General features: G+C 68.9%; 19 protein-coding genes and 1 rRNA gene. 5 read left to right on the plus strand and 15 right to left on the minus strand.

Annotation, left to right across the window (positions count from 1 at the left end; translation table 11 throughout):
- The 3 genes from ACLJPX_RS05805 to ACLJPX_RS05815 form a co-directional block, all read right to left on the minus strand.
- Window positions 1–123, minus strand: a 16S ribosomal RNA gene (locus tag ACLJPX_RS05805); the annotation flags it as partial.
- Window positions 124–474: 351 nt separating this feature from the next.
- On the minus strand, window positions 475–1,749 hold the full coding sequence (tyrS, locus tag ACLJPX_RS05810) for a tyrosine--tRNA ligase (RefSeq protein WP_101608747.1): 1,275 nt from the start codon (window positions 1,747–1,749) through the stop codon (window positions 475–477).
- 32 nt (window positions 1,750–1,781) lie between these two features.
- The gene (locus tag ACLJPX_RS05815) at window positions 1,782–2,417 is read right to left on the minus strand and encodes a DNA-3-methyladenine glycosylase (RefSeq protein ID WP_410600011.1); all 636 of its coding nucleotides are present in this window, start codon (window positions 2,415–2,417) and stop codon (window positions 1,782–1,784) included.
- Window positions 2,418–2,529: 112 nt separating this feature from the next.
- On the opposite strand from ACLJPX_RS05815, the gene ACLJPX_RS05820 reads away from it, so the two are divergent.
- From ACLJPX_RS05820 to ACLJPX_RS05830, 3 genes are read left to right on the plus strand one after another with little or no spacing between them, the layout of a single operon-like run.
- Window positions 2,530–3,105 carry a hypothetical protein gene (locus ACLJPX_RS05820; RefSeq protein ID WP_410599097.1) on the plus strand — a complete coding sequence of 192 codons (576 nt, stop codon included), beginning with the start codon at window positions 2,530–2,532 and terminating at the stop codon, window positions 3,103–3,105.
- A complete protein-coding gene (locus ACLJPX_RS05825) occupies window positions 3,102–3,773 on the plus strand; it encodes a DUF4166 domain-containing protein (protein ID WP_410599098.1) in 672 nt (223 codons plus the stop codon). The genes ACLJPX_RS05820 and ACLJPX_RS05825 overlap by 4 nt, the downstream gene beginning before the upstream one ends.
- Window positions 3,773–4,408 carry a TetR/AcrR family transcriptional regulator gene (locus ACLJPX_RS05830; protein WP_410599099.1) on the plus strand — a complete coding sequence of 212 codons (636 nt, stop codon included), beginning with the start codon at window positions 3,773–3,775 and terminating at the stop codon, window positions 4,406–4,408. Before ACLJPX_RS05825 ends, ACLJPX_RS05830 begins: the two co-directional genes overlap by 1 nt.
- Here the strand turns inward: ACLJPX_RS05830 and ACLJPX_RS05835 are convergent, their stop codons facing one another.
- Window positions 4,409–5,785 carry a serine hydrolase domain-containing protein gene (locus ACLJPX_RS05835; RefSeq protein WP_410599100.1) on the minus strand — a complete coding sequence of 459 codons (1,377 nt, stop codon included), beginning with the start codon at window positions 5,783–5,785 and terminating at the stop codon, window positions 4,409–4,411.
- 32 nt (window positions 5,786–5,817) lie between these two features.
- On the opposite strand from ACLJPX_RS05835, the gene ACLJPX_RS05840 reads away from it, so the two are divergent.
- Complete coding sequence (locus tag ACLJPX_RS05840) at window positions 5,818–6,510, plus strand: TetR/AcrR family transcriptional regulator (protein ID WP_410599101.1); 693 nt, start codon at window positions 5,818–5,820, stop codon at window positions 6,508–6,510.
- 10 nt (window positions 6,511–6,520) lie between these two features.
- On the opposite strand, the gene ACLJPX_RS05845 is transcribed toward ACLJPX_RS05840, so the two are convergent.
- From ACLJPX_RS05845 to argC, 10 genes are all read right to left on the minus strand, one after another.
- The gene (locus ACLJPX_RS05845) at window positions 6,521–6,934 is read right to left on the minus strand and encodes an Imm1 family immunity protein (protein ID WP_410599102.1); all 414 of its coding nucleotides are present in this window, start codon (window positions 6,932–6,934) and stop codon (window positions 6,521–6,523) included.
- Complete coding sequence (locus ACLJPX_RS05850) at window positions 6,931–7,719, minus strand: DddA-like double-stranded DNA deaminase toxin (RefSeq protein ID WP_410599103.1); 789 nt, start codon at window positions 7,717–7,719, stop codon at window positions 6,931–6,933. The genes ACLJPX_RS05845 and ACLJPX_RS05850 overlap by 4 nt, the downstream gene beginning before the upstream one ends.
- Window positions 7,720–8,199: 480 nt before the next feature.
- Entirely contained in the window at window positions 8,200–9,615 is a 1,416-nt protein-coding gene (gene argH / locus ACLJPX_RS05855) for an argininosuccinate lyase (protein ID WP_410599104.1), read from the minus strand.
- A 27-nt stretch (window positions 9,616–9,642) separates the two neighbouring features.
- Window positions 9,643–9,996, minus strand: coding sequence for an argininosuccinate synthase (locus ACLJPX_RS05860; protein WP_410599105.1), 354 nt, complete (start codon window positions 9,994–9,996; stop codon window positions 9,643–9,645).
- Window positions 9,986–10,507, minus strand: coding sequence for an arginine repressor (locus tag ACLJPX_RS05865; protein WP_101608755.1), 522 nt, complete (start codon window positions 10,505–10,507; stop codon window positions 9,986–9,988). Before ACLJPX_RS05865 ends, ACLJPX_RS05860 begins: the two co-directional genes overlap by 11 nt.
- On the minus strand, window positions 10,504–11,430 hold the full coding sequence (gene argF / locus ACLJPX_RS05870; RefSeq protein ID WP_101608756.1) for an ornithine carbamoyltransferase: 927 nt from the start codon (window positions 11,428–11,430) through the stop codon (window positions 10,504–10,506). The genes ACLJPX_RS05865 and argF overlap by 4 nt, the downstream gene beginning before the upstream one ends.
- Before the next feature lie 15 nt (window positions 11,431–11,445).
- Window positions 11,446–12,639 (minus strand): acetylornithine transaminase, encoded by a 1,194-nt coding sequence (locus ACLJPX_RS05875; protein WP_410599106.1) that lies wholly within the window; start codon window positions 12,637–12,639, stop codon window positions 11,446–11,448.
- On the minus strand, window positions 12,636–13,556 hold the full coding sequence (argB, locus tag ACLJPX_RS05880) for an acetylglutamate kinase (RefSeq protein WP_410599107.1): 921 nt from the start codon (window positions 13,554–13,556) through the stop codon (window positions 12,636–12,638). The genes ACLJPX_RS05875 and argB overlap by 4 nt, the downstream gene beginning before the upstream one ends.
- On the minus strand, window positions 13,553–14,713 hold the full coding sequence (argJ, locus tag ACLJPX_RS05885; RefSeq protein WP_410599108.1) for a bifunctional glutamate N-acetyltransferase/amino-acid acetyltransferase ArgJ: 1,161 nt from the start codon (window positions 14,711–14,713) through the stop codon (window positions 13,553–13,555). The genes argB and argJ overlap by 4 nt, the downstream gene beginning before the upstream one ends.
- Complete coding sequence (gene argC, locus ACLJPX_RS05890; RefSeq protein ID WP_410599109.1) at window positions 14,710–15,738, minus strand: N-acetyl-gamma-glutamyl-phosphate reductase; 1,029 nt, start codon at window positions 15,736–15,738, stop codon at window positions 14,710–14,712. Before argC ends, argJ begins: the two co-directional genes overlap by 4 nt.
- Before the next feature lie 101 nt (window positions 15,739–15,839).
- On the opposite strand from argC, the gene ACLJPX_RS05895 reads away from it, so the two are divergent.
- Entirely contained in the window at window positions 15,840–16,805 is a 966-nt protein-coding gene (locus ACLJPX_RS05895) for a helix-turn-helix transcriptional regulator (RefSeq protein WP_410599110.1), read from the plus strand.
- Window positions 16,806–16,845: 40 nt separating this feature from the next.
- Here ACLJPX_RS05895 and ACLJPX_RS05900 read toward each other — a convergent pair whose 3' ends face one another.
- Window positions 16,846–17,331 carry a helix-turn-helix domain containing protein gene (locus ACLJPX_RS05900; RefSeq protein ID WP_184892189.1) on the minus strand — a complete coding sequence of 162 codons (486 nt, stop codon included), beginning with the start codon at window positions 17,329–17,331 and terminating at the stop codon, window positions 16,846–16,848.
- Between the last annotated feature and the right edge of the window lie 22 nt (window positions 17,332–17,353).

The following is a 17,353-nucleotide window of genomic DNA, read 5'->3' on the forward strand; positions in this document are numbered from 1 at the left end:
CAGATTGCCCACGTGTTACTCACCCGTTCGCCACTAATCCACCCGAAGGCTTCATCGTTCGACTTGCATGTGTTAAGCACGCCGCCAGCGTTCGTCCTGAGCCAGGATCAAACTCTCCAACAATGTCTTCGAATTCAATCGAGGCAATATACTTGCTCTCAAAGGAACCTCAAACGAGGTTCTTAATACATAAGCTCTACTGGCTTAGTTCACTAGCACACTGTTGAGTTCTCAAGCAACACACCCCGAATCGCACCGCAGTCACGCGGCCTTATTCGAAGCAGTTATTTCTAGCAGTTTTTGGTGGGACACCCACTCAATCACCTTGAGGTGAGAGCTTGGTTCGTGTCCCGCGGCCACCCGGTTTCCCTGGCGACTTGGAGAACTTTACATGGCCTCCAGGGGCCCGAAACAGGGGGGTACCTTAACTGCGTTTCCGCAGGTCAAGGCCCCTGTTTCGGGCCAGGGCCGCGCTCAGCCCCCGACGCGGACGCCGGCGACGTTGCGCTTGCCCTTGCGGACCACGAGCCAGCGACCGTGCAGAGCGTCGTCCGCGGACGGCTTCCACTCCTCGTCGGCGATCTTCGTGTTGTTGACGTACGCGCCGCCTTCCTTGACGGTGCGGCGCGCGGCGCCCTTGCTGTCGACGAGCCCGGCGGCGATCAGCAGGTCGACGATCGTCGACTCGCCGTTCGGGTCCGCCTTGCCGTTCGGTACCTCGGCCATGGCGGCGTCGAGGGTGGACGAGTCGAGCTCACGCAGCTCTCCCCTGCCGAAGAGCGCCTGGCTCGCGGCGACGACCTGCCGGGTCGCTTCCTCGCCGTGCACCAGCGTGGTGAAGTCCTCCGCCAGCTTCCGCTGCGCGGACCGCAGGTGGGGGCGCTGTTCGGTGTCTTCGGCGAGCGCCGCGATCTCCTCCTGCCCGAGGAAGGAGAACATCTTCAGGTAGCGGATGACGTCGGCGTCGGCGACGTTCAGGAAGTACTGGAACCACGCGTACGGCGAGGTCATCTCCGGGTCGAGCCAGACGCTGCCGCCGCCGGTGGACTTCCCGAACTTGCGTCCCTCGGAGTCGGTGACCAGCGGCGCTGTCAGCGCGTGGGTGTGCCCGCCGTCGGTGCGGCGGATCAGGTCGACACCGCCGACGAGGTTGCCCCACTGGTCCGAGCCGCCGATCTGCAGCTTGCAGCCGTACTCGCGGTACAGGTGCAGGTAGTCCTGCGACTGGAGCAGCAGGTAGCTGAACTCGGTGTAGGAGATGCCGTCGCCTTCGAGGCGGCGCTTCACCGTCTCCCGGTTCAGCATCATGTTGACCGGGAAGTGCTTGCCGACGTCGCGCAGGAACTCGACCACGCTCTGCTTCGCGGTCCAGTCCAGGTTGTTCTCGATGACCGCGCCGGTCGGCGAGTCGTCGAAGTCGACGAACCGCTCCAGCTGGCCGCGGATCCGGTCGGCCCACTCGGAGACGGTGTCCACCGTGTTCAGGGTGCGCTCACCGGTGTCGCGCGGGTCGCCGATCATCCCGGTGGCGACGCCCGCCAGCACGATCGGCCGGTGCCCGGCGCGCTGGAAGCGCGAGAGCATCAGCAGCGGAACCAGGTTGCCGGCGTGGAGGCTGGGCGCGGTCGGGTCGAATCCGCAATAGAGCGTGAGGGGTCCTTGGTCGAGGTCTCGCCGCAGTGCGTCGGTGTCGGTGGATTGCGCGATCAGGCCGCGCCAGGTCAGCTCGTCAAGGATGTGCTCGCTCACGCCTGTAGATCCTCCCGCACCAGGTCAACCGACTATCGGCCGGGGGCCGCCGCCCGCCGCTTGCCACCCCGGCGATAGGTGGAGACCGCGGGCGAGCCGTCGATCCAGAACCGCCACGGCGTGTCCATCGCCATCGCGACGCCGACCCGCGGCCCGGTGCGGATGTCCGCGGCGGGGGCGCGTTCGCCGGTGAACAGCCGGACGGGTGACGCGGGGTCGGTCAGGTCGACGCCGTTCTCGGCCTTGTCGATGCCGAGCACCGAGGTGAGGATGGCCGGCCCCTTGGCGAGTTCGCCGTTGCCCCGAGCCGACGGCCTGCGCGCCTTGGCGATGTCCGCGCCGGACACCACCTCCCCTGCCCGCAGCAACACGGCGCCCGGCTGCCCGTCTTCGGTGCCGACGACGTTGGCGCAGAAGTGCATCCCGTAGACGAAGTACACGTACAGATGCCCCGCCGGACCCCACATGACCGCGTTGCGCGGGGTCTTGCCGCGGTAGCAGTGCGACGCGGGGTCGTCGAGTCCGCGATAGGCCTCGACCTCGACCAGGCGGACGGCGACCGTGCCGTCGGGACCGGTCGCTTCGATCACCGCACCGAGCAGAAGCGTCGACAGCTCCACCGGATCCAGCGCCAGCTCTCGCCGGGTGAACTGCCTCCCGGTCACCACGTTCCGCACTCCCCGACCTTAACCGGAGCCTCCGACGATTCGGTATTGAGCGACCGCTCAACCATGGTCTACAGTGCTTTTGAGCGATCGCTCAACCTGGAGGGGAGGCTCGATGAGCCGGAGAGCGCTGTACGTCGAAACGGTGATCCGCACCGACCTCGGCACCCTGTGGCGGTACACACAAGACCCTGACCTGCACGAACGGTGGGATCTCCGCTTCGCGCGGATCGAACCCGTCGCGGGTGTGCCGGGACGGTTCCGGTACGCGACGAAGTTCCTGGGGTTCGTGATCAACGGGACCGGAACGCACGCCGGGGAGAGCGAACGGCCCGACGGCGGCCGGACGTCCGCGTTGCGGTTCGCCTCCGCGGATCCGCTGTCCCTCATCAAGTCCGGTTCGGGGTACTGGCGCTACACCCCGGTCGAGGACGGCGTCCGGTTCGTCACCGGCTTCGACTACATCACCCGGTGGGGGGCCTTCGGCAGGCTCGCGGATCTGTTGTTCCGGCCGCTCTTCGGCTGGATGACGGCCTGGTCGTTCGACAGGCTCCGCCTCTGGCTCGAAACCGGCTGCCCGCCGGAGGAACTCCCCTTGCTTTCGCCCGCGGCGAGCCGCTGCCGCCGGAGTCCGCGAACGGGCAAGGACGGCACCGCACCCCGCATTCTGGACACCCTGGAGCAGGCATGATCTTCCAAGAGGCCTTGGGCGCCGAGTTCGCGTCGCTGCACCCGCGGATGCGCGAACGGCTGTCGCTGAGCACGGCGAACGGCGTCGGAATGATCGGCGTCGGCGTGATGGACGAGATCTGGCGCGGCGCCGCGTTCGCCACGCCGTTCCTGCGACTCGGCGCGTCGAGGCACATCCTCTTCCCGGAGCGCGGCCACAACGTCCCCTTCACCATCGAGAACTATCCGTACGTCGACTCGCTCGGCAGGGAGACGGTGTCGTTCGTCCGCACCTTCGAACTGCCGGAACGGCGACGGCGGTTCGACGCGCAGATGGTCTACAGCGCCGAGCGCGGGAAGATCGTCGACTATCTGGGCACGCATCAGCACATCGCGGTCGATCTCGACGTGACGGTGCGGTCCGACGGCGGCTTCCACATCCGGTCGGAGGAATTCCGGCTGTGCGAAGGCCCGCTCCGTTGCGTGGTGCCGCGATCCGTCGTCGGGGTGGCCGAGGTCGACGAGTGGTTCGACGAGGAGAGCGACCTGTTCAGGATCGAGATCAAGGTGACGAACCGGCGGTTCGGCCCGCTGTTCGGCTACCGGGGCGCGTTCGAGGCACGGTTCGTCGACCTGCGGGCGGGGGTGAGCGGTGCGGTGAAACCGTTGCGTGAGAAGGTCCTGGACTGATGAACGGGCCCAGCACGAAACAGCGGTTGATCGACGGCGCGCTGGAGACCATCCGCACCAGCGGAATCACCGCGGTTTCCGCCAGGACCGTCGCCACCGCGGCGGGCACCAACCAGGCGTTGATCTTCTACCACTTCGGCAGTGTCGAGGAACTGCTCGCGCAGGCCTGCGTGACGGCGACCGAAAGCCGCGTCGCCCATTTCCGTGACCGGTTCGCCGAAGTGCGCACGCTGGGCGAACTGCTGGAACTGGGCCGGACCATCCACGCGGAGGAGCGCGCCGAGGGGAACATGGCGGTCCTCGCCCAGGCCCTCGCCGGCTCGCAGGGCGGCGGACGGCTGGCCGAGGCGACGCGGGAGGCGCTGGACAAATGGGTCCGCGAAGTCCAACGGACCCTCGACCGCGTGCTGGCCGGTTCTCCGGTGCTCGAACTGGCGGAGACCGAAGGGCTCGCCCACGCGGTCTCCGCCGGTTTCCTCGGCCTGACGCTGTTCGAGTCGGTCGATCCGGAAGGCGCCGAGCAGGCGCTTGCCGCGCTGGGGCAACTGGCGGTGCTGGTCGACGTCCTCGAAGGACTCGGCCCGGTCGCCACCCGCGCGGTGCGCGCGAAGCTCCGGAAGAGCGCGAAGAAATAGCTACGCGATCTTCGGTGCGACCCGCATGCTGGTGTAGCAGTACTCGGTGCCGTCGGGGAGTTTCGAGAACAGCACCGGCATCCAGTCGTCGCCGAACATCGGGTTCATCCCGGCGAAGACGTTTTCCGACACCGGCACCAGCTCCGCTTCGATCGACGGGGCGATTCCCTCGAGCGCGTCGGCGAATTCGTAGACGAAGTGCAGCGTCCCTTCCGTTTCGGTGACGGTGATGATGACGCCTTCACGGCGATAGGTGCCCGCGAAAGGTGCGACGTTCACCGAAGGCGGTGATGGCGGCGGAGCGAACTCGGCGGGCACCTGGACTCCGGCGAGTTCACCGAGCAGTTCCCGTGACAGGTCGTTGTACAGCCGATCGGTCGTGCCGTGGTTGGTGAGCAGCGCGAAGGCGAGCCCGGCTTCCGGAACCACCCGCAGGTAGGAGCGCTGACCGATCGACGAGCCGTTGTGCCCGAAACCGGGAACGCCGTTCCAGTCGTAGGTCGACAGGCCCAGGCCCCAGCCGTCGGAACCGAGCGTCCATTTGTCGGCTACTTCGACCTCGCGACGCCGCATGGCGGTCACCGTCTCTTCGGTGAGCACGCGAGTCCCGTCGGGAGCGATGCCGTCCAGCAGCATCCGCGCGAAGCGGACCACGTCGCCGGCCGTGGCGAGAACTCGGCCGTACGGTCCGGCGTTGCGTGGCAGGAGATCCCAGGCGGCCGTCGGTTCCGGGTCCTGCCCGAGATGCCCCATCGCCACCCGGAACCGCAAGGCCTCTTCGGGCAGGGTCATCGTCTCGGTGAGCCCGAGCGGCGCGATGAGCCGCTCTCGCAAGGCGTCGTCCCAGGTCAGCCCGGTGAGCACCTCGGCGATCCGGCCGAGCACGGCGTATCCGACGCTGCTGTAGGACGCGGCCGTGCCCGGCGGGCAGTCGAGCGCCACTCCCCTGGCTGCTTCGACGTACTTGGCGAGACAGTCGTCGCCGCGCCCGGTGTCCTCCATGAAGTCGCAGGTGAGCCCGCCGGTGTGGCTGAGCAGCTGCCGGGCGGTGATGGTCCTGGTCGCCTCCGGATCGACCGTCGCGAACTCAGGGAGCGCCTCGATCACCGGTGCGTCGAGGTCCAGTCGTCCCTCCTCGGCCAGCCCCAGCACCAACGCGGCCGTGTAGACCTTCGCGATCGAGCCGAGCTGGAAGACAGAGTCGGTGGTGGCCTCGACGCCGGTCCCCCGGTGCAGGATCCCGCTCGCGAGTTCGTGGATCTCGCCGCCGGTCAGCACCGCGAGGGACGCGCCGGGAACACGGTGTTCGGCGCGCAGATCGTCGAGGCGGGACTGCCAGTAGGCGTGGTCGAAGGTTATCCGTACACTGTTAGGCATACTGAACACTGTACGGACAAGGAGGAGCGCGAGTGTCGATCTGGGTCCGTCCCCCGAAACGCAAGCGCGAGCAGCCGCTGCTGAGCAGGGAAAAGATTGTTTCCGCGGCCATCGAACTGCTCGACACCGAGGGCATCGACGCGCTGAGCATGCGGAAGCTCGGGCTGCGGCTCGACGTGGCCGCCGCGTCGATGTACACGCATGTGGCAGGCAAGGACGAGCTGGTCGAACTGGTCGTCGACGAAATCTACGGCGAAGTTGCGCTCCCGGAGCCGGGTCCGTGGCGGACGGCGGCGACGCGGTTCGCGCATGACCTGCGTTCGGTGTTCCTCCGCCATCCGTGGATCGGCTCGCTGCTCGGCGAGGCGGGGGTGGCCTATCTGGGGCCGAACGTCCTGCGGCTGTCGGAAGCGGCGTTGGCACTGTTCGAGGAGGCCGGTTTCTCGCTGGACGACGCCGATCTGGCGTTCAACACGGTCATGGCGTTCGTCGTCGGGCGAGCCACCAGCGAGGCCGCGTGGCTCACCACGCTCAAGCGCAGCGGGCAGAGCGAGCAGGAATGGAAAGATCGCTTGTGGCCCGCTGCCGAGCAGGCGGTGCGGGACCACCCACGGCTCAAGAAGCTGTACGCGGCCCAGCGGAAACGGAAACCGGGCGAGACCAACGACTCCGACTTCGAGCGTGGCCTTGACCGCGTCCTCGACGGATTGGCGGCCAACGCGTGAAGGCCAAGTGCTACAGCGGGCCATCCTGCTCGGTCCAGTTCACGCCGGACGGCCGTTGCCCGCCGGAGGTCAGGAAGTCATGGGCGGCCTGCCGGGCGATGCCCACGGGAATCTCCGCGTCGTCCGGGTACTCCCGAGGGTTGTTCATGAAGTAGTAGAGAACCTCTCCGCCCGGCGGCAGCGGGAACGTTTCGCCCTTCGAGTGCGCCCCGTTCGGTGCGTCGTCGCCCACATACCGAAGGCTCGCCCGTTCGCCGTGCAAGCCGACCTCAAGCCATGATTTTTCCGGGTCGCCGTCCGTGTACAACTCGGCGAGCGTCGGCCCGCTCATGGCCGCCACAGCGTCTAGAACACGGTCAAGATCGGCCGCAGTGGTGACCGTTGTCGCTCCGGATGCATTGCCGTCGTACCAAGCTTCGATCATGGCTTCTTTCTCTGTCCTAGGTAGGTCGTCCCGATCGGGGTTCCGTCCGGCGTGGTCCCGTACACGGTGAGCGCGCTTCCTCGGGGAAGGATCTTAGGAACCAAGGTTTCACAGCCGAACGGGCCTTTGCACACTTCGTTGTTGACGGCGACGGTTGCGCTGGTGATGCCCTTGTTCTGCATGTGAACGGCTAGCTTGACCTCGACGTCGGCAGTCGTGGAAGGTATCCGCCGGGCGCCCTGGTCCTTGAAGAACTGAACGGCTGCGGCTTCCAGGTCGTCACGGCCGCTCACGATGTGCCCGACGTCCCCTTCGCCCGAGTCCGTGACCCACCGCCCGTGTGTCTTCTGCCCCTCCCGACGGTCGACGCGCGGCGGAAGATCTCGCTTCAGCTCGTCCACACGGTCTTGTGAAACCGGGTCGGACTTCGTCGGCGTGGTTGTGGTGTGCACACCAGGCCTGCCGCGGGCTCCATCTTCCCACTTCGGCCCTGTGACCTCGCTGTTTACAGGTGTTGCCGATGCGCCGATCTTGCCGAGATAAGCCGAGATGGTCGCCTTCACGGTCCTGAAGTGACTGACCGCCTGCTCTGCGGACTGGCGTAGCTCGTCGTACAGGCCAGGCAAGGCTCCTATCTCAGGATTAGCGGTGCCGTAGACGGCCGTCTCCAGATGCTCGGCAGATTCTCCGAAGCCCTCGGCGGCCCGCTGCGTTGCCTGCTCTGCCTTTTCAAGGGACGTGACGGCGGTCCGCAGCGCTGCGGCGACTTCTTCGATTTCGCTCAAGTCGCACCCCTGCCTTCCCGTATCGCGGATCATGACACGGGGTATGACAGAGAGGGTGAATCAGCCGAGGACCGGGGCTAACCGCTGTAGCAGCCAACCGGCGACCCAGCGAGATTCGCTGTCCTTTGGGTCCGGGTAGAGCGCCCACGCCACCACTTCGGCGTTCTCTCTGCCCGGCAAGAATCCCAACAGGGAAACCGCATTAGCCCGCAGGGTCGATGTCTTGCCCTCGATCGCTCGAGTCCGGAAGTGGCCGATGGCGTTTTCGAACAAGTGCGGTCAAATCACCGCATCGATAGGTTGGACGTCGGCCCTTGGGCGAACACGTCAGGCTCTCCGGCCTCGACGGCCGCCAAGACGCGTTCACGCTCCTCCGCTGTTGTGTACCCGCTGCGTACCGCCGAAGGCCGGTAGCCGTAGTTAGTGCAGGTCAGACGGCTACCGGCCTCTGGAGCCACAGAAGGGCCTTCACGCGAGAGGTCAGCTCAGCCAGGCGCGGTGTTCGGTGACCCGCGCGGCCAGCCGGTCCCGCTGCTCGGCGACCCGCTCCGGAGCGGTACCGCCACGGGCGTTGCGCGAGCTCACCGAGCCCTCGACGGTCAGTACCTCGCGCACGGCGGGCGTCAGCGCCGGGTTGATCTTCTCGAACTCTTCGTCGGTCAGTTCGTCGAGGCCGACGCCTCGGCCCTCGGCGACGCGGACGCTCTCCCCCGCCGCTTCGTGCGCGACACGGAACGGAACCCCTTGGCGCACCAGCCATTCGGCGATGTCCGTGGCGAGGGTGAACCCGGCGGGCGCGAGTTCGGCGAGCCGGTCGGTGTGGAAGGTCAGCGTCTCGAGCATGCCCGCGATCGCCGGGAACAGCAGCTCCAGCTGTTCGACGGAGTCGAAGACCGGCTCCTTGTCCTCCTGCAGGTCCCGGTTGTACGCGAGTGGCTGTGCCTTGAGCGTCGCGAGCAGGCCGGTCAGGTTGCCGATGAGCCGTCCGGCCTTGCCGCGGGTCAGCTCGGCGACGTCGGGGTTCTTCTTCTGCGGCATGATCGAACTGCCGGTCGCCCAGGCGTCGTCGAGGGTGACGTAGCCGAATTCGGCGGTGTTCCAGATGATCACCTCTTCGGCGATCCTGGACAGGTTCACCGCGAGCATCGCGACGTCGAAAGCGAACTCGGCGACGAAGTCCCGCGAGGCGGTGCCGTCGATGGAGTTGTCGACGCTGGTGTCGAAACCGAGTTCCGCGGCGACGGCCTCGGGGTCGAGGCCGAGCGAGGAACCCGCGAGCGCGCCGGAACCGTAGGGCGACTCGGCGGTGCGAGCGTCCCAGTCACGCAACCGGGTGACGTCACGCAGCAGCGACTGGCCGTGGGCGAGCAGGTGGTGCGCCAGCAGGACCGGCTGGGCGTGCTGCAGGTGGGTGCGGCCCGGGAGGATCGCGTCCGGGTGCCGCTTCGCCTGCGAAACCAGCGCGTCGACGACGCCGAGGGTGCCCGCGACCACGCGGCGGGCCGCGTCGCGCAGCCACATCCGGAACAGCGTCGCGACCTGGTCGTTGCGTGACCGGCCCGCCCGCAGCTTGCCGCCGAGTTCGGTGCCCGCGCGCTCCAGCAGGCCGCGTTCGAGCGCGGTGTGGACGTCCTCGTCGGCGACCGTCGGGGTGAACGCGCCCGAGGCGACGTCCTGCGCGAGCGTGTCCAGCGAGGCGAGCATGCCCGTCAGCTCGTCGTCGGTGAGGAGCCCGGCCTTCCGCAGCACCCGCGCGTGGGCCCTCGACCCGGCGATGTCGTACGGCGCCAGGCGCCAGTCGAAATGGGTCGACGCGCTCAGCGCCGCCATCGCCTCCGCCGGCCCGCTGGCGAACCGGCCGCCCCACAGCTGCACCGGCTGCTCATTCCCGCTCACGACACTCCTCGAATTCCTTGGTTCTCTTCAGGCGACTGACTGGTCGAACGTAGTGCCTGTGGTGAAGTCGTACAGCGCGCGCTCGTCGCGCGCCGAGTTCACGACCGCGTTCCCCCGGTGCAGGATCAGGCGGACTTCGCCGGACACCCGCCCGAGACTGACTTTTTCCAATTCTTCCCGCGCGGTGACCAGCGCGACCGCGGCGGGCCCCTCGTAGATCTCGCGCCCGGCGAGCCCGAGGGCGCCGACACGGCGGTTCACCTGCTGGAAGGCCTCCAGCAGGGTGACGGTCTCCCCGTCGATGGCGACGGGCACACCTTCGTCGAAGGTGACGACAAGCCTCTCCGGGTCATCCGGGAAGGCGAACGCGTCAGGCGCCACCTTCGGTCTCCTCACCGCCGTCCACTATGGACGACCGCCGGGCCAGCGCCATGAAACGCTCGGCCAGATCCTTGCCGGACAAAGGTTCTCTCGCGATCACGGCGACCGTGTCGTCACCGGCGATCGAACCGACGACCTCCTCCAGCGCCGCCCTGTCGATGGCGCTGGCGAGGAACTGCGCCGCACCCGGCGGGGTCCGCAGCACCGTCAGGTTCCCCGACGAGTCCGCCGAAACGAGCAGTTCGGCGAGCAGCCGCGAAAGCCGGGACGTGCCGCCCTGCACCCCGCGGACCGGACTGCCGTCCTCCGGGATGACGTAGACCGGTGCTCCTGAGTCCGCGCCCCGCAGCTTGACCGCGCCCAGCTCGTCGAGATCCCGCGAAAGCGTCGCCTGGGTGACGTCGATGCCTTCCGCCGCCAGGAGCTTCGCGAGCTCCGTCTGGCTGCGGATCGCCATCGTGGACACGAGTTCGGTGATCCGGGCCTGCCGGGTGACCCTGCTGCCGGTCATCGTCGCTTCTCGTCCAGTAGCCACACCAGCAGCGCCTTCTGCGCGTGGAGCCGGTTCTCGGCCTCGTCCCAGACCGCGCTGGCCGGGCCGTCGATGACCTCGTCGGTGATCTCCCAGCCGCGGTGCGCGGGCAGGCAGTGCAGGACGATCGCCTCGTCCGCGGCGCGGCGCATCAGCGCGGCGTTGACCTGCAGCTCGCGGAAGGGGCCGACCCGGTCGAGGCCGTCGTTCTCCTGGCCCATCGAGGTCCAGGTGTCGGTGACGACGACGTCCGCGCCTTCGACCGCGGCGTACGGGTCGGTGAAGACCGTCGTGCTGCCGCCGGTTTCGCTCGAACGGTGCTTGGCGTCGAGCATGACCTGCTGATCCGGCTGGAAGCCCTCCGGCGAGACGACGCGGACGTGCATCCCGGCCGTGGTCCCGCCCAGCAGCAGCGAATGCGCCATGTTGTTGGCGCCGTCGCCGAGGTAGACCAGGGTGAGCCCGGCGAGCTTGCCCTTGCGCTCACGGATGGTCATCAGATCGGTGAGCACCTGGCACGGGTGGAACTCGTCGGTGAGCGCGTTGATCACCGGGATGCTCGCCGCCGACGCCATCGCGTCGATGCGCTTCTGGGCGAAGGTCCGCCAGACGATCGCGTCCAGGTACCGCGAAAGCACCCGCGAGGTGTCCTCGATGGTCTCTTCGCGGCCGAGCTGCATCGAGCGCCCGTCGACGATCACCGGATGCCCGCCGAGCTGGGAGATGCCCACCTCGAACGAGAACCGGGTCCGGGTGGAGTTCTTCTCGAAGATCGCCGCGACGGACTTGCCCTCCAACGCGCGGGAGCTCAGCGGCTCGGCCTTCAACTGGTCGGCGAGGTCCAGGATCTCGGCCTGTTCGGCAGGGCTGAGATCGTCGTCGCGGAGAAAGTTGCGGAGCATGGGTTCGTCTCTGTCCTAGGTGGTGGTGGAATCGAGCGCCCCGGGAAGGGCTTCGAGGAATCCGTTGGCCTCGTCGGCGCTCAGGATCAGCGGTGGTGCCAGCCGGATGGTGTCGGGGGCGATCGGGTTGACCAGGTAGCCCGCCTCCTGCGCGGCCTTGGCGACCGCCGCCGAGACCGGTTCGCGCAACGCGATGCCGAGCAGCAGCCCGGCCCCGCGGACCCCGGCCACCAGCGGGTGGCCGAGCTCTTCGACGCGAGAGGCGATGTCCTTGCCCAGCGCGGAGACGTGGTCGTTCAGGTTGTCCTTGGCGATGGTCTTGAGCACGGCGAGCCCGGCGGCGCAGCAGATCGGGTTGCCGCCGAAGGTGGTGCCGTGCTGGCCGGGCTTCATCAGGTCGCCCGCCGCGCCGACGCCGATGACCGCGCCGAGCGGCAGGCCGCCGCCGAGGCCCTTGGCCAGGGTGATGACGTCCGGGACGATGCCGGTGTGCTGGAAGGCGAACCACGCGCCGGTGCGGCCGATGCCGGTCTGCACCTCGTCGAGGACCAGCAGGGTCCCGGTCGCCTTGGTGATCTCCCGCGCGGCCTGGAGGTAGCCGTCCGGCGCCGGGACGACACCCGCTTCTCCGAGGATCGGCTCGAGGAAGACCGCGGCGGTGTCGGTGTCCACCGCGGCGCGAAGCGCGTCGATGTCACCATAAGGAACGTGGGTCACGCCCGGGAGCAGCGGTGCGAACGGGTCCCGTTTCGACGGCTGGCCGGTCAGCGTCAGCGCGCCCATGGTGCGGCCGTGGAAAGCGCCCTCACAGGCGACGATCTTCTCGCGCCCGGTGAGCCTGCTCAGCTTCAGCGCGGCTTCGTTGGCCTCCGCGCCCGAGTTGACGAACAGCATCTTCGCGTTCCCGGACAGGCCGGCGACGTCGAGGATGGCTTCGGCGAACTCGACGACGACCGGGTTCACGTAGAGGTTCGAGGTGTGCCCGAGTTTCGCGACCTGTTCGGAGACGGCGGCGACCACGGCGGGGTGGGCGTGGCCCAGCGCGTTGACCGCGATCCCGCCCACCAGGTCGACGTACGGTTTGCCGTCGGCGTCCCAGACCTTCGCGCCCTCGCCGCGGACCAGGGTCAGCGCCGGGGTGCCGTAGTTGTCCATGAGGGACGCCTTCCAGCGTTCCTGGCCGTCTACATTGGACTCGGACGTGGTCACGGGAGCTCCGTTTCGGGGAAGACCATGGTACCGATGCCGCGGGAGGTGAAGACCTCCAGCAGCACCGAATGGGCGATGCGGCCGTCGATCACGTGCGCGCGGCGGACGCCGCCGCGGATGGCGCGCACGCAGGCCTCCATTTTCGGGATCATGCCGCTGGCGAGACCGGGCAGCAGCGCTTCGAGCCTGTCGACGCGGATCCGGTCGACCAGCGAACCGCGGTCGGGCCAGTTGGCGTACAGGCCTTCGACGTCGGTGAGCACGACGAGTTTCTCCGCGCCCAGCGCGGCGGCCAGCGCACCGGCGGCGGTGTCGGCGTTGATGTTGTGCACGACGCCGTCGACGTCCGGGGCCACGGTGGACACCACCGGGATCCGGCCCGCGTTGACGATGTCGAGCACCGCGTCCGGGTTGACCTCGGAAACCTCGCCGACGAGCCCGATGTCGACCGGCACACCGTCCACAGTGGCCTGTTTGCGCTCGGCGGTGAACAGCCGCGCGTCCTCGCCGGAGATGCCGACCGCGTAGGGGCCGTGCGCGTTGATCAGCCCGACCAGTTCGCGGCTGACCTGGCCGGTCAGCACCATGCGGACGATGTCCATCGTCTCGGGGGTGGTGACGCGCAGGCCGCCCTTGAACTCGCCTTCGACGCCGAGCCGGTTGAGCATCGCGGTGATCTGCGGGCCGCCGCCGTGCACCACCACCGGCCGCAGCCCGGCCATGCGGAGGAACACCATGTCCTCGGCGAAGGCCTGCTTGAGACCCTCGTCGATCATGGCGTTGCCGCCGTACTTCACCACGACGGTGGCGCCGTGGAAACGCTGCAGCCAGGGCAGCGCCTCGATGAGGATCGCGGCCTTCTCGGCGGCCGTCGCGAGCCGCTCGTCCGCGGGGACCGTGGATTCGGAAGGGCTCATGACGAGTACGCGCTGTTCTCTTCGACGTAGGCGTGCGAGAGGTCGGTCGTGTAGATCGTCGCTTCGCCTTCACCGAGACCGAGGTCGACGACGATCCGGATGTCGCGGCCCGAGAGATCCGCCTCGGAGCGGTCCGAGGCGGGGGTGCCCTTGGCGAAGAGGGTGACGCCGTTGATCGTGATGGCGACCTTCTCCGGATCGATCTCCGCGGGTACCCGGCCCAGCGCCATGGCGATCCGGCCCCAGTTCGGGTCCGAACCGAACAGCGCGGTCTTGACCAGGTTGTCCTCGGCGATCGTCCGGCCGACGGCGATGGCGTCGGCCGCGCTCGCCGCGCCGGTGACCGTGACGTCGACGTACTTGGTCGCGCCTTCGGAGTCCGCGCGCAGTTGCAGCACGAGGTCGAGGCTGACGGCGGTGAGCAGTTCGGTCAGCTCGGCCTCGGTCGGCTCTACGCCGCTGGCGCCGGACGCGAGGACGAGCACGGTGTCGTTGGTGGAGGTGCCGCCGTCGACGTCGAGCCTGTCGAAGGTGACGCCGGTGGCGGCGCGCAGGGCCCTGTCGAGGACGTCGGGCGTGACGACCGCGTCGGTGGTGAGGACCGACAGCATCGTCGCGAGGTTCGGGGCGAGCATTCCGGCGCCCTTGGCGAACCCGCCGACGCTCCAGCCGCTTTCGTGCTCCGCGACGGCCTGCTTCGGCTTGCTGTCGGTGGTCATGACCGCGGTGGCGGCGTCGAGAGCGGATTCGGTGCCGGTGCCGAGTGCCCCGAAGGCGGTGTCCACGCCGGAAAGCAGCGCGTCCATCGGCAACCGCTCACCGATCAGGCCGGTCGAGCAGACCGCGACCTCGATCGCGCCCGCCTCGAAGAGCCCGGCGACCTTCTCGGCGGTCTTGTGCGTGTCCTGGAAACCGCCGGGGCCGGTGGCGGCGTTCGCGCCGCCGGAGTTGAGCACGACGGCCTTGAGGCGCCGCTGCTTGAGCACCTCCTGCGACCACAGGACGGGCGCGGCCTTGATCACGTTGCGCGTGAACACGCCGGCCGCGACCTGCAGCGGCCCGTCGTTGACGACGAGCGCGAGGTCGAGCTTGCCCTCGGCCTTGATCCCGGCGGCGACGCCCGCGGCACGGAATCCCTTCGGCTGGGTGACGGTCACGGAGCGACTCCTACGGTCGGTAGTCCGGTGGTTTCGGGGAGGCCGAGTGCGAGGTTCATCGACTGGACGGCGCCTCCCGCGGTGCCCTTGGTGAGGTTGTCGATGGCCGCGACCACGATCAGGCGCCGGGTGTCGGCGTCGACGGTGACCTGCAGCTGGACGTTGTTCGAGCCGACCACCGAGGCCGTCGACGGCCACTGCCCCGGAGGCAGCACCTGGACGAACGGCTCGGCGGCGTAGGCCTTCTCGTACACCGCGCGGGCGCCGTCTGCGTCCAAGTCCGACTTGAGCGCGGCGCTCGCCGTGGTGAGGATCCCGCGCGGCATCGGGGCCAGCACGGGGGTGAACGAGACCTTGACCTGCTCCCCCGCGATCGCCGAGAGGTTCTGCGCGAACTCGGGGGTGTGGCGGTGGGCGCCGCCGACGCCGTACGCGGTGGCCGAACCCATCACCTCCGAACCGAGGAGGTTCGGCTTGAGGCTCTTGCCCGCGCCCGAGGTCCCGGTCACGGCGACGACGTTGACCTCCGGCTCGATCAGGCCCGCGGCGAAGGCCGGGGCGAGGGCGAGCGAACCGCCGGTCGGGAAGCAGCCCGGGACCGCGACGCGTTTGGCCCCGGCGAGGCGCTCGCGGGCGCCGGGGAGTTCGGGGAGCCCGTACGGCCACTGTCCGGCGTGGTCACCGCCGTACCAGCGCTGCCAGTCGGCCGCGTCCGCGAGGCGATGGTCCGCGCCGAGGTCGACCACCAGGACGTCCGGGCCCAGTTGCGCGGCGATGGCCCCGGAGTGGCCGTGCGGCAGGGCGAGGAAGACGACGTCGTGCCCGGCCAGGGTCTCCGGGGTCGTCTCCAGCAGGACGCGGTCCGCCAGCGGCGCGAGGTGCGGCTGGTGCCGGACGAGCGGCGTCCCCGCGGAACTGGCCGCGGTCAGCGCGCCGATCTGGACTTCGGGGTGGGTCAGCAGCAGGCGCAGGAGTTCGCCACCCGCGTACCCGCTGGCTCCGGCAACCGCGATCTTCACCGTCATACGAATGATTATGCACAGCCGTGCAAGTTCAATCAAACAAAGTCGTGCGGCTCACCCGAACCAGGTCATCCTCTGTCCCTTATACGGGGCATCCTTGCCGCATGACAGACACGCCCGCCCGGTTGCTCAGCCTGTTGTCGCTCTTGCAGACACCGCGCGAGTGGCCTGGCAGCGAGCTCGCGGAGCGGCTCGAGGTCAGCCAGCGGACCATCCGGCGCGACATCGACAGGCTGCGTGAGCTCGGTTACCCCGTCGAGGCGTCACGAGGCTCCGACGGCGGCTACCGGCTGGGCGCGGGCGCGGCGATGCCGCCCTTGCTGCTCGAGGACGAGGAGGCCGTCGCGATCGCGGTCGGTCTCCGGAGTGCCGCGGGGCAGGCCATCTCCGGGATCGAGGAGTCTTCGGTGCGGGCGCTGGCGAAGCTCGAGCAAGTGCTGCCCTCGCGACTGCGCTATCGCGTCGGCGCGCTGGGTGCCGCGACGGTGCCGCTACCCGGCACCGGCCCTTCGGTGGACCCGGAGCACCTCACCGTCTTCGCCGGCGCGATCGCGAACACCGAACGGACCCGGTTCGCCTACCGGACGGGCGACGGCACCGAATCCCGGCGGCACGTCGAACCGCACCGGCTCGTCTCGGCCGGGCGGCGCTGGTACCTCCTCGGCTACGACCTCGACCGCGACGACTGGCGGATCTTCCGTGTGGACCGGATCTCCGGACCGCGGGCGACCGGCGGCCGGGCCACCCCGCGGCAACCGCCCGCGGACGACGTGGCGGCCTACGTCACCGACAAGATGCACAGCCTCCTTCCCACCTACAGCGCACGCGTGACCCTGCACGCGCCGATGAACCAGATCGTCCCCGCGATCGGGGACGCCGTCAGCGAAGTCGAACCGGTCGACGACGAGACCTGCGTCCTGAACGCGGGCGCCGACACCCTCGACTGGCTCGCGTTCCGGCTCTTGGGGCTCGGCTGCGAGTTCACCGTGCACGAACCGCCGGAACTGATCCGCCACCTCCGGGAGATGGCGGCGCGGGCGAACCGCGCGACGACGTCCACAGTGGACTGACGGCGGCCGCGAGAACACGCGCCCTCGCGGCCGCCCGGGTTCAGCCGAGTTCACCTGCCTCTCGCCTGCTCGGCGGGATCGGGAGATACGCGCCCCGGCGCTCCGGGTCGCAGCCGACCCTGGGGAGCCTGGCCCGGATCCCGCCCGGCGATCGTTCGAACCGCCGCGCGATCTCCTCGACGCTTTCCCCGGCCAGCCAACGACTTTCCAGTTCGGCGTCCAGCTCTTCGGACCAGGGCAGGCCCTGATGCGCGGGGCGGTCCGCCGATCTTCGGCGGCCGGTGCTCCGCCCGGCGAACGCCATCAGCGTGTCGGAAAGGACGGTCGCCAAGGCCGGTACTGCCTCGGCGTCGATGTCGAGCCTGCCTTCGGCGACAGGCTCCTCCTGCGGTCCGGCTCCGCCGACCATGACGGTCACCCAGCGGTCTTCCCCGGCCGCGCCGCCACCCTCACGGGCGGCGACCTCGATGCGATAAACGGTGTCCTGCACGCGGATCTCGGTCCGGTGCTCTTCGACGATGGTCATGCCGGGGACGCTAACGGGCGGC

Origin of the sequence: Amycolatopsis sp. lyj-90 (assembly GCF_046549035.1) — a bacterium.
GTDB lineage: Bacteria > Actinomycetota > Actinomycetes > Mycobacteriales > Pseudonocardiaceae > Amycolatopsis.

Coding starts and splice junctions, on each gene's coding strand:
- ACLJPX_RS05820 (WP_410599097.1), top strand. CDS start 2,530: ATGAGCCGGAGAGCGCTGTACGTCGAAACGGTGATCCGCACCGACCTC.
- ACLJPX_RS05825 (WP_410599098.1), top strand. CDS start 3,102: ATGATCTTCCAAGAGGCCTTGGGCGCCGAGTTCGCGTCGCTGCACCCG.
- ACLJPX_RS05830 (WP_410599099.1), top strand. CDS start 3,773: ATGAACGGGCCCAGCACGAAACAGCGGTTGATCGACGGCGCGCTGGAG.
- ACLJPX_RS05835 (WP_410599100.1), bottom strand. CDS start 5,785: ATGCCTAACAGTGTACGGATAACCTTCGACCACGCCTACTGGCAGTCC.
- ACLJPX_RS05845 (WP_410599102.1), bottom strand. CDS start 6,934: ATGATCGAAGCTTGGTACGACGGCAATGCATCCGGAGCGACAACGGTC.
- ACLJPX_RS05865 (WP_101608755.1), bottom strand. CDS start 10,507: ATGACCGGCAGCAGGGTCACCCGGCAGGCCCGGATCACCGAACTCGTG.
- argF (WP_101608756.1), bottom strand. CDS start 11,430: ATGCTCCGCAACTTTCTCCGCGACGACGATCTCAGCCCTGCCGAACAG.
- argB (WP_410599107.1), bottom strand. CDS start 13,556: ATGAGCCCTTCCGAATCCACGGTCCCCGCGGACGAGCGGCTCGCGACG.
- argC (WP_410599109.1), bottom strand. CDS start 15,738: ATGACGGTGAAGATCGCGGTTGCCGGAGCCAGCGGGTACGCGGGTGGC.
- ACLJPX_RS05895 (WP_410599110.1), top strand. CDS start 15,840: ATGACAGACACGCCCGCCCGGTTGCTCAGCCTGTTGTCGCTCTTGCAG.
- ACLJPX_RS05900 (WP_184892189.1), bottom strand. CDS start 17,331: ATGACCATCGTCGAAGAGCACCGGACCGAGATCCGCGTGCAGGACACC.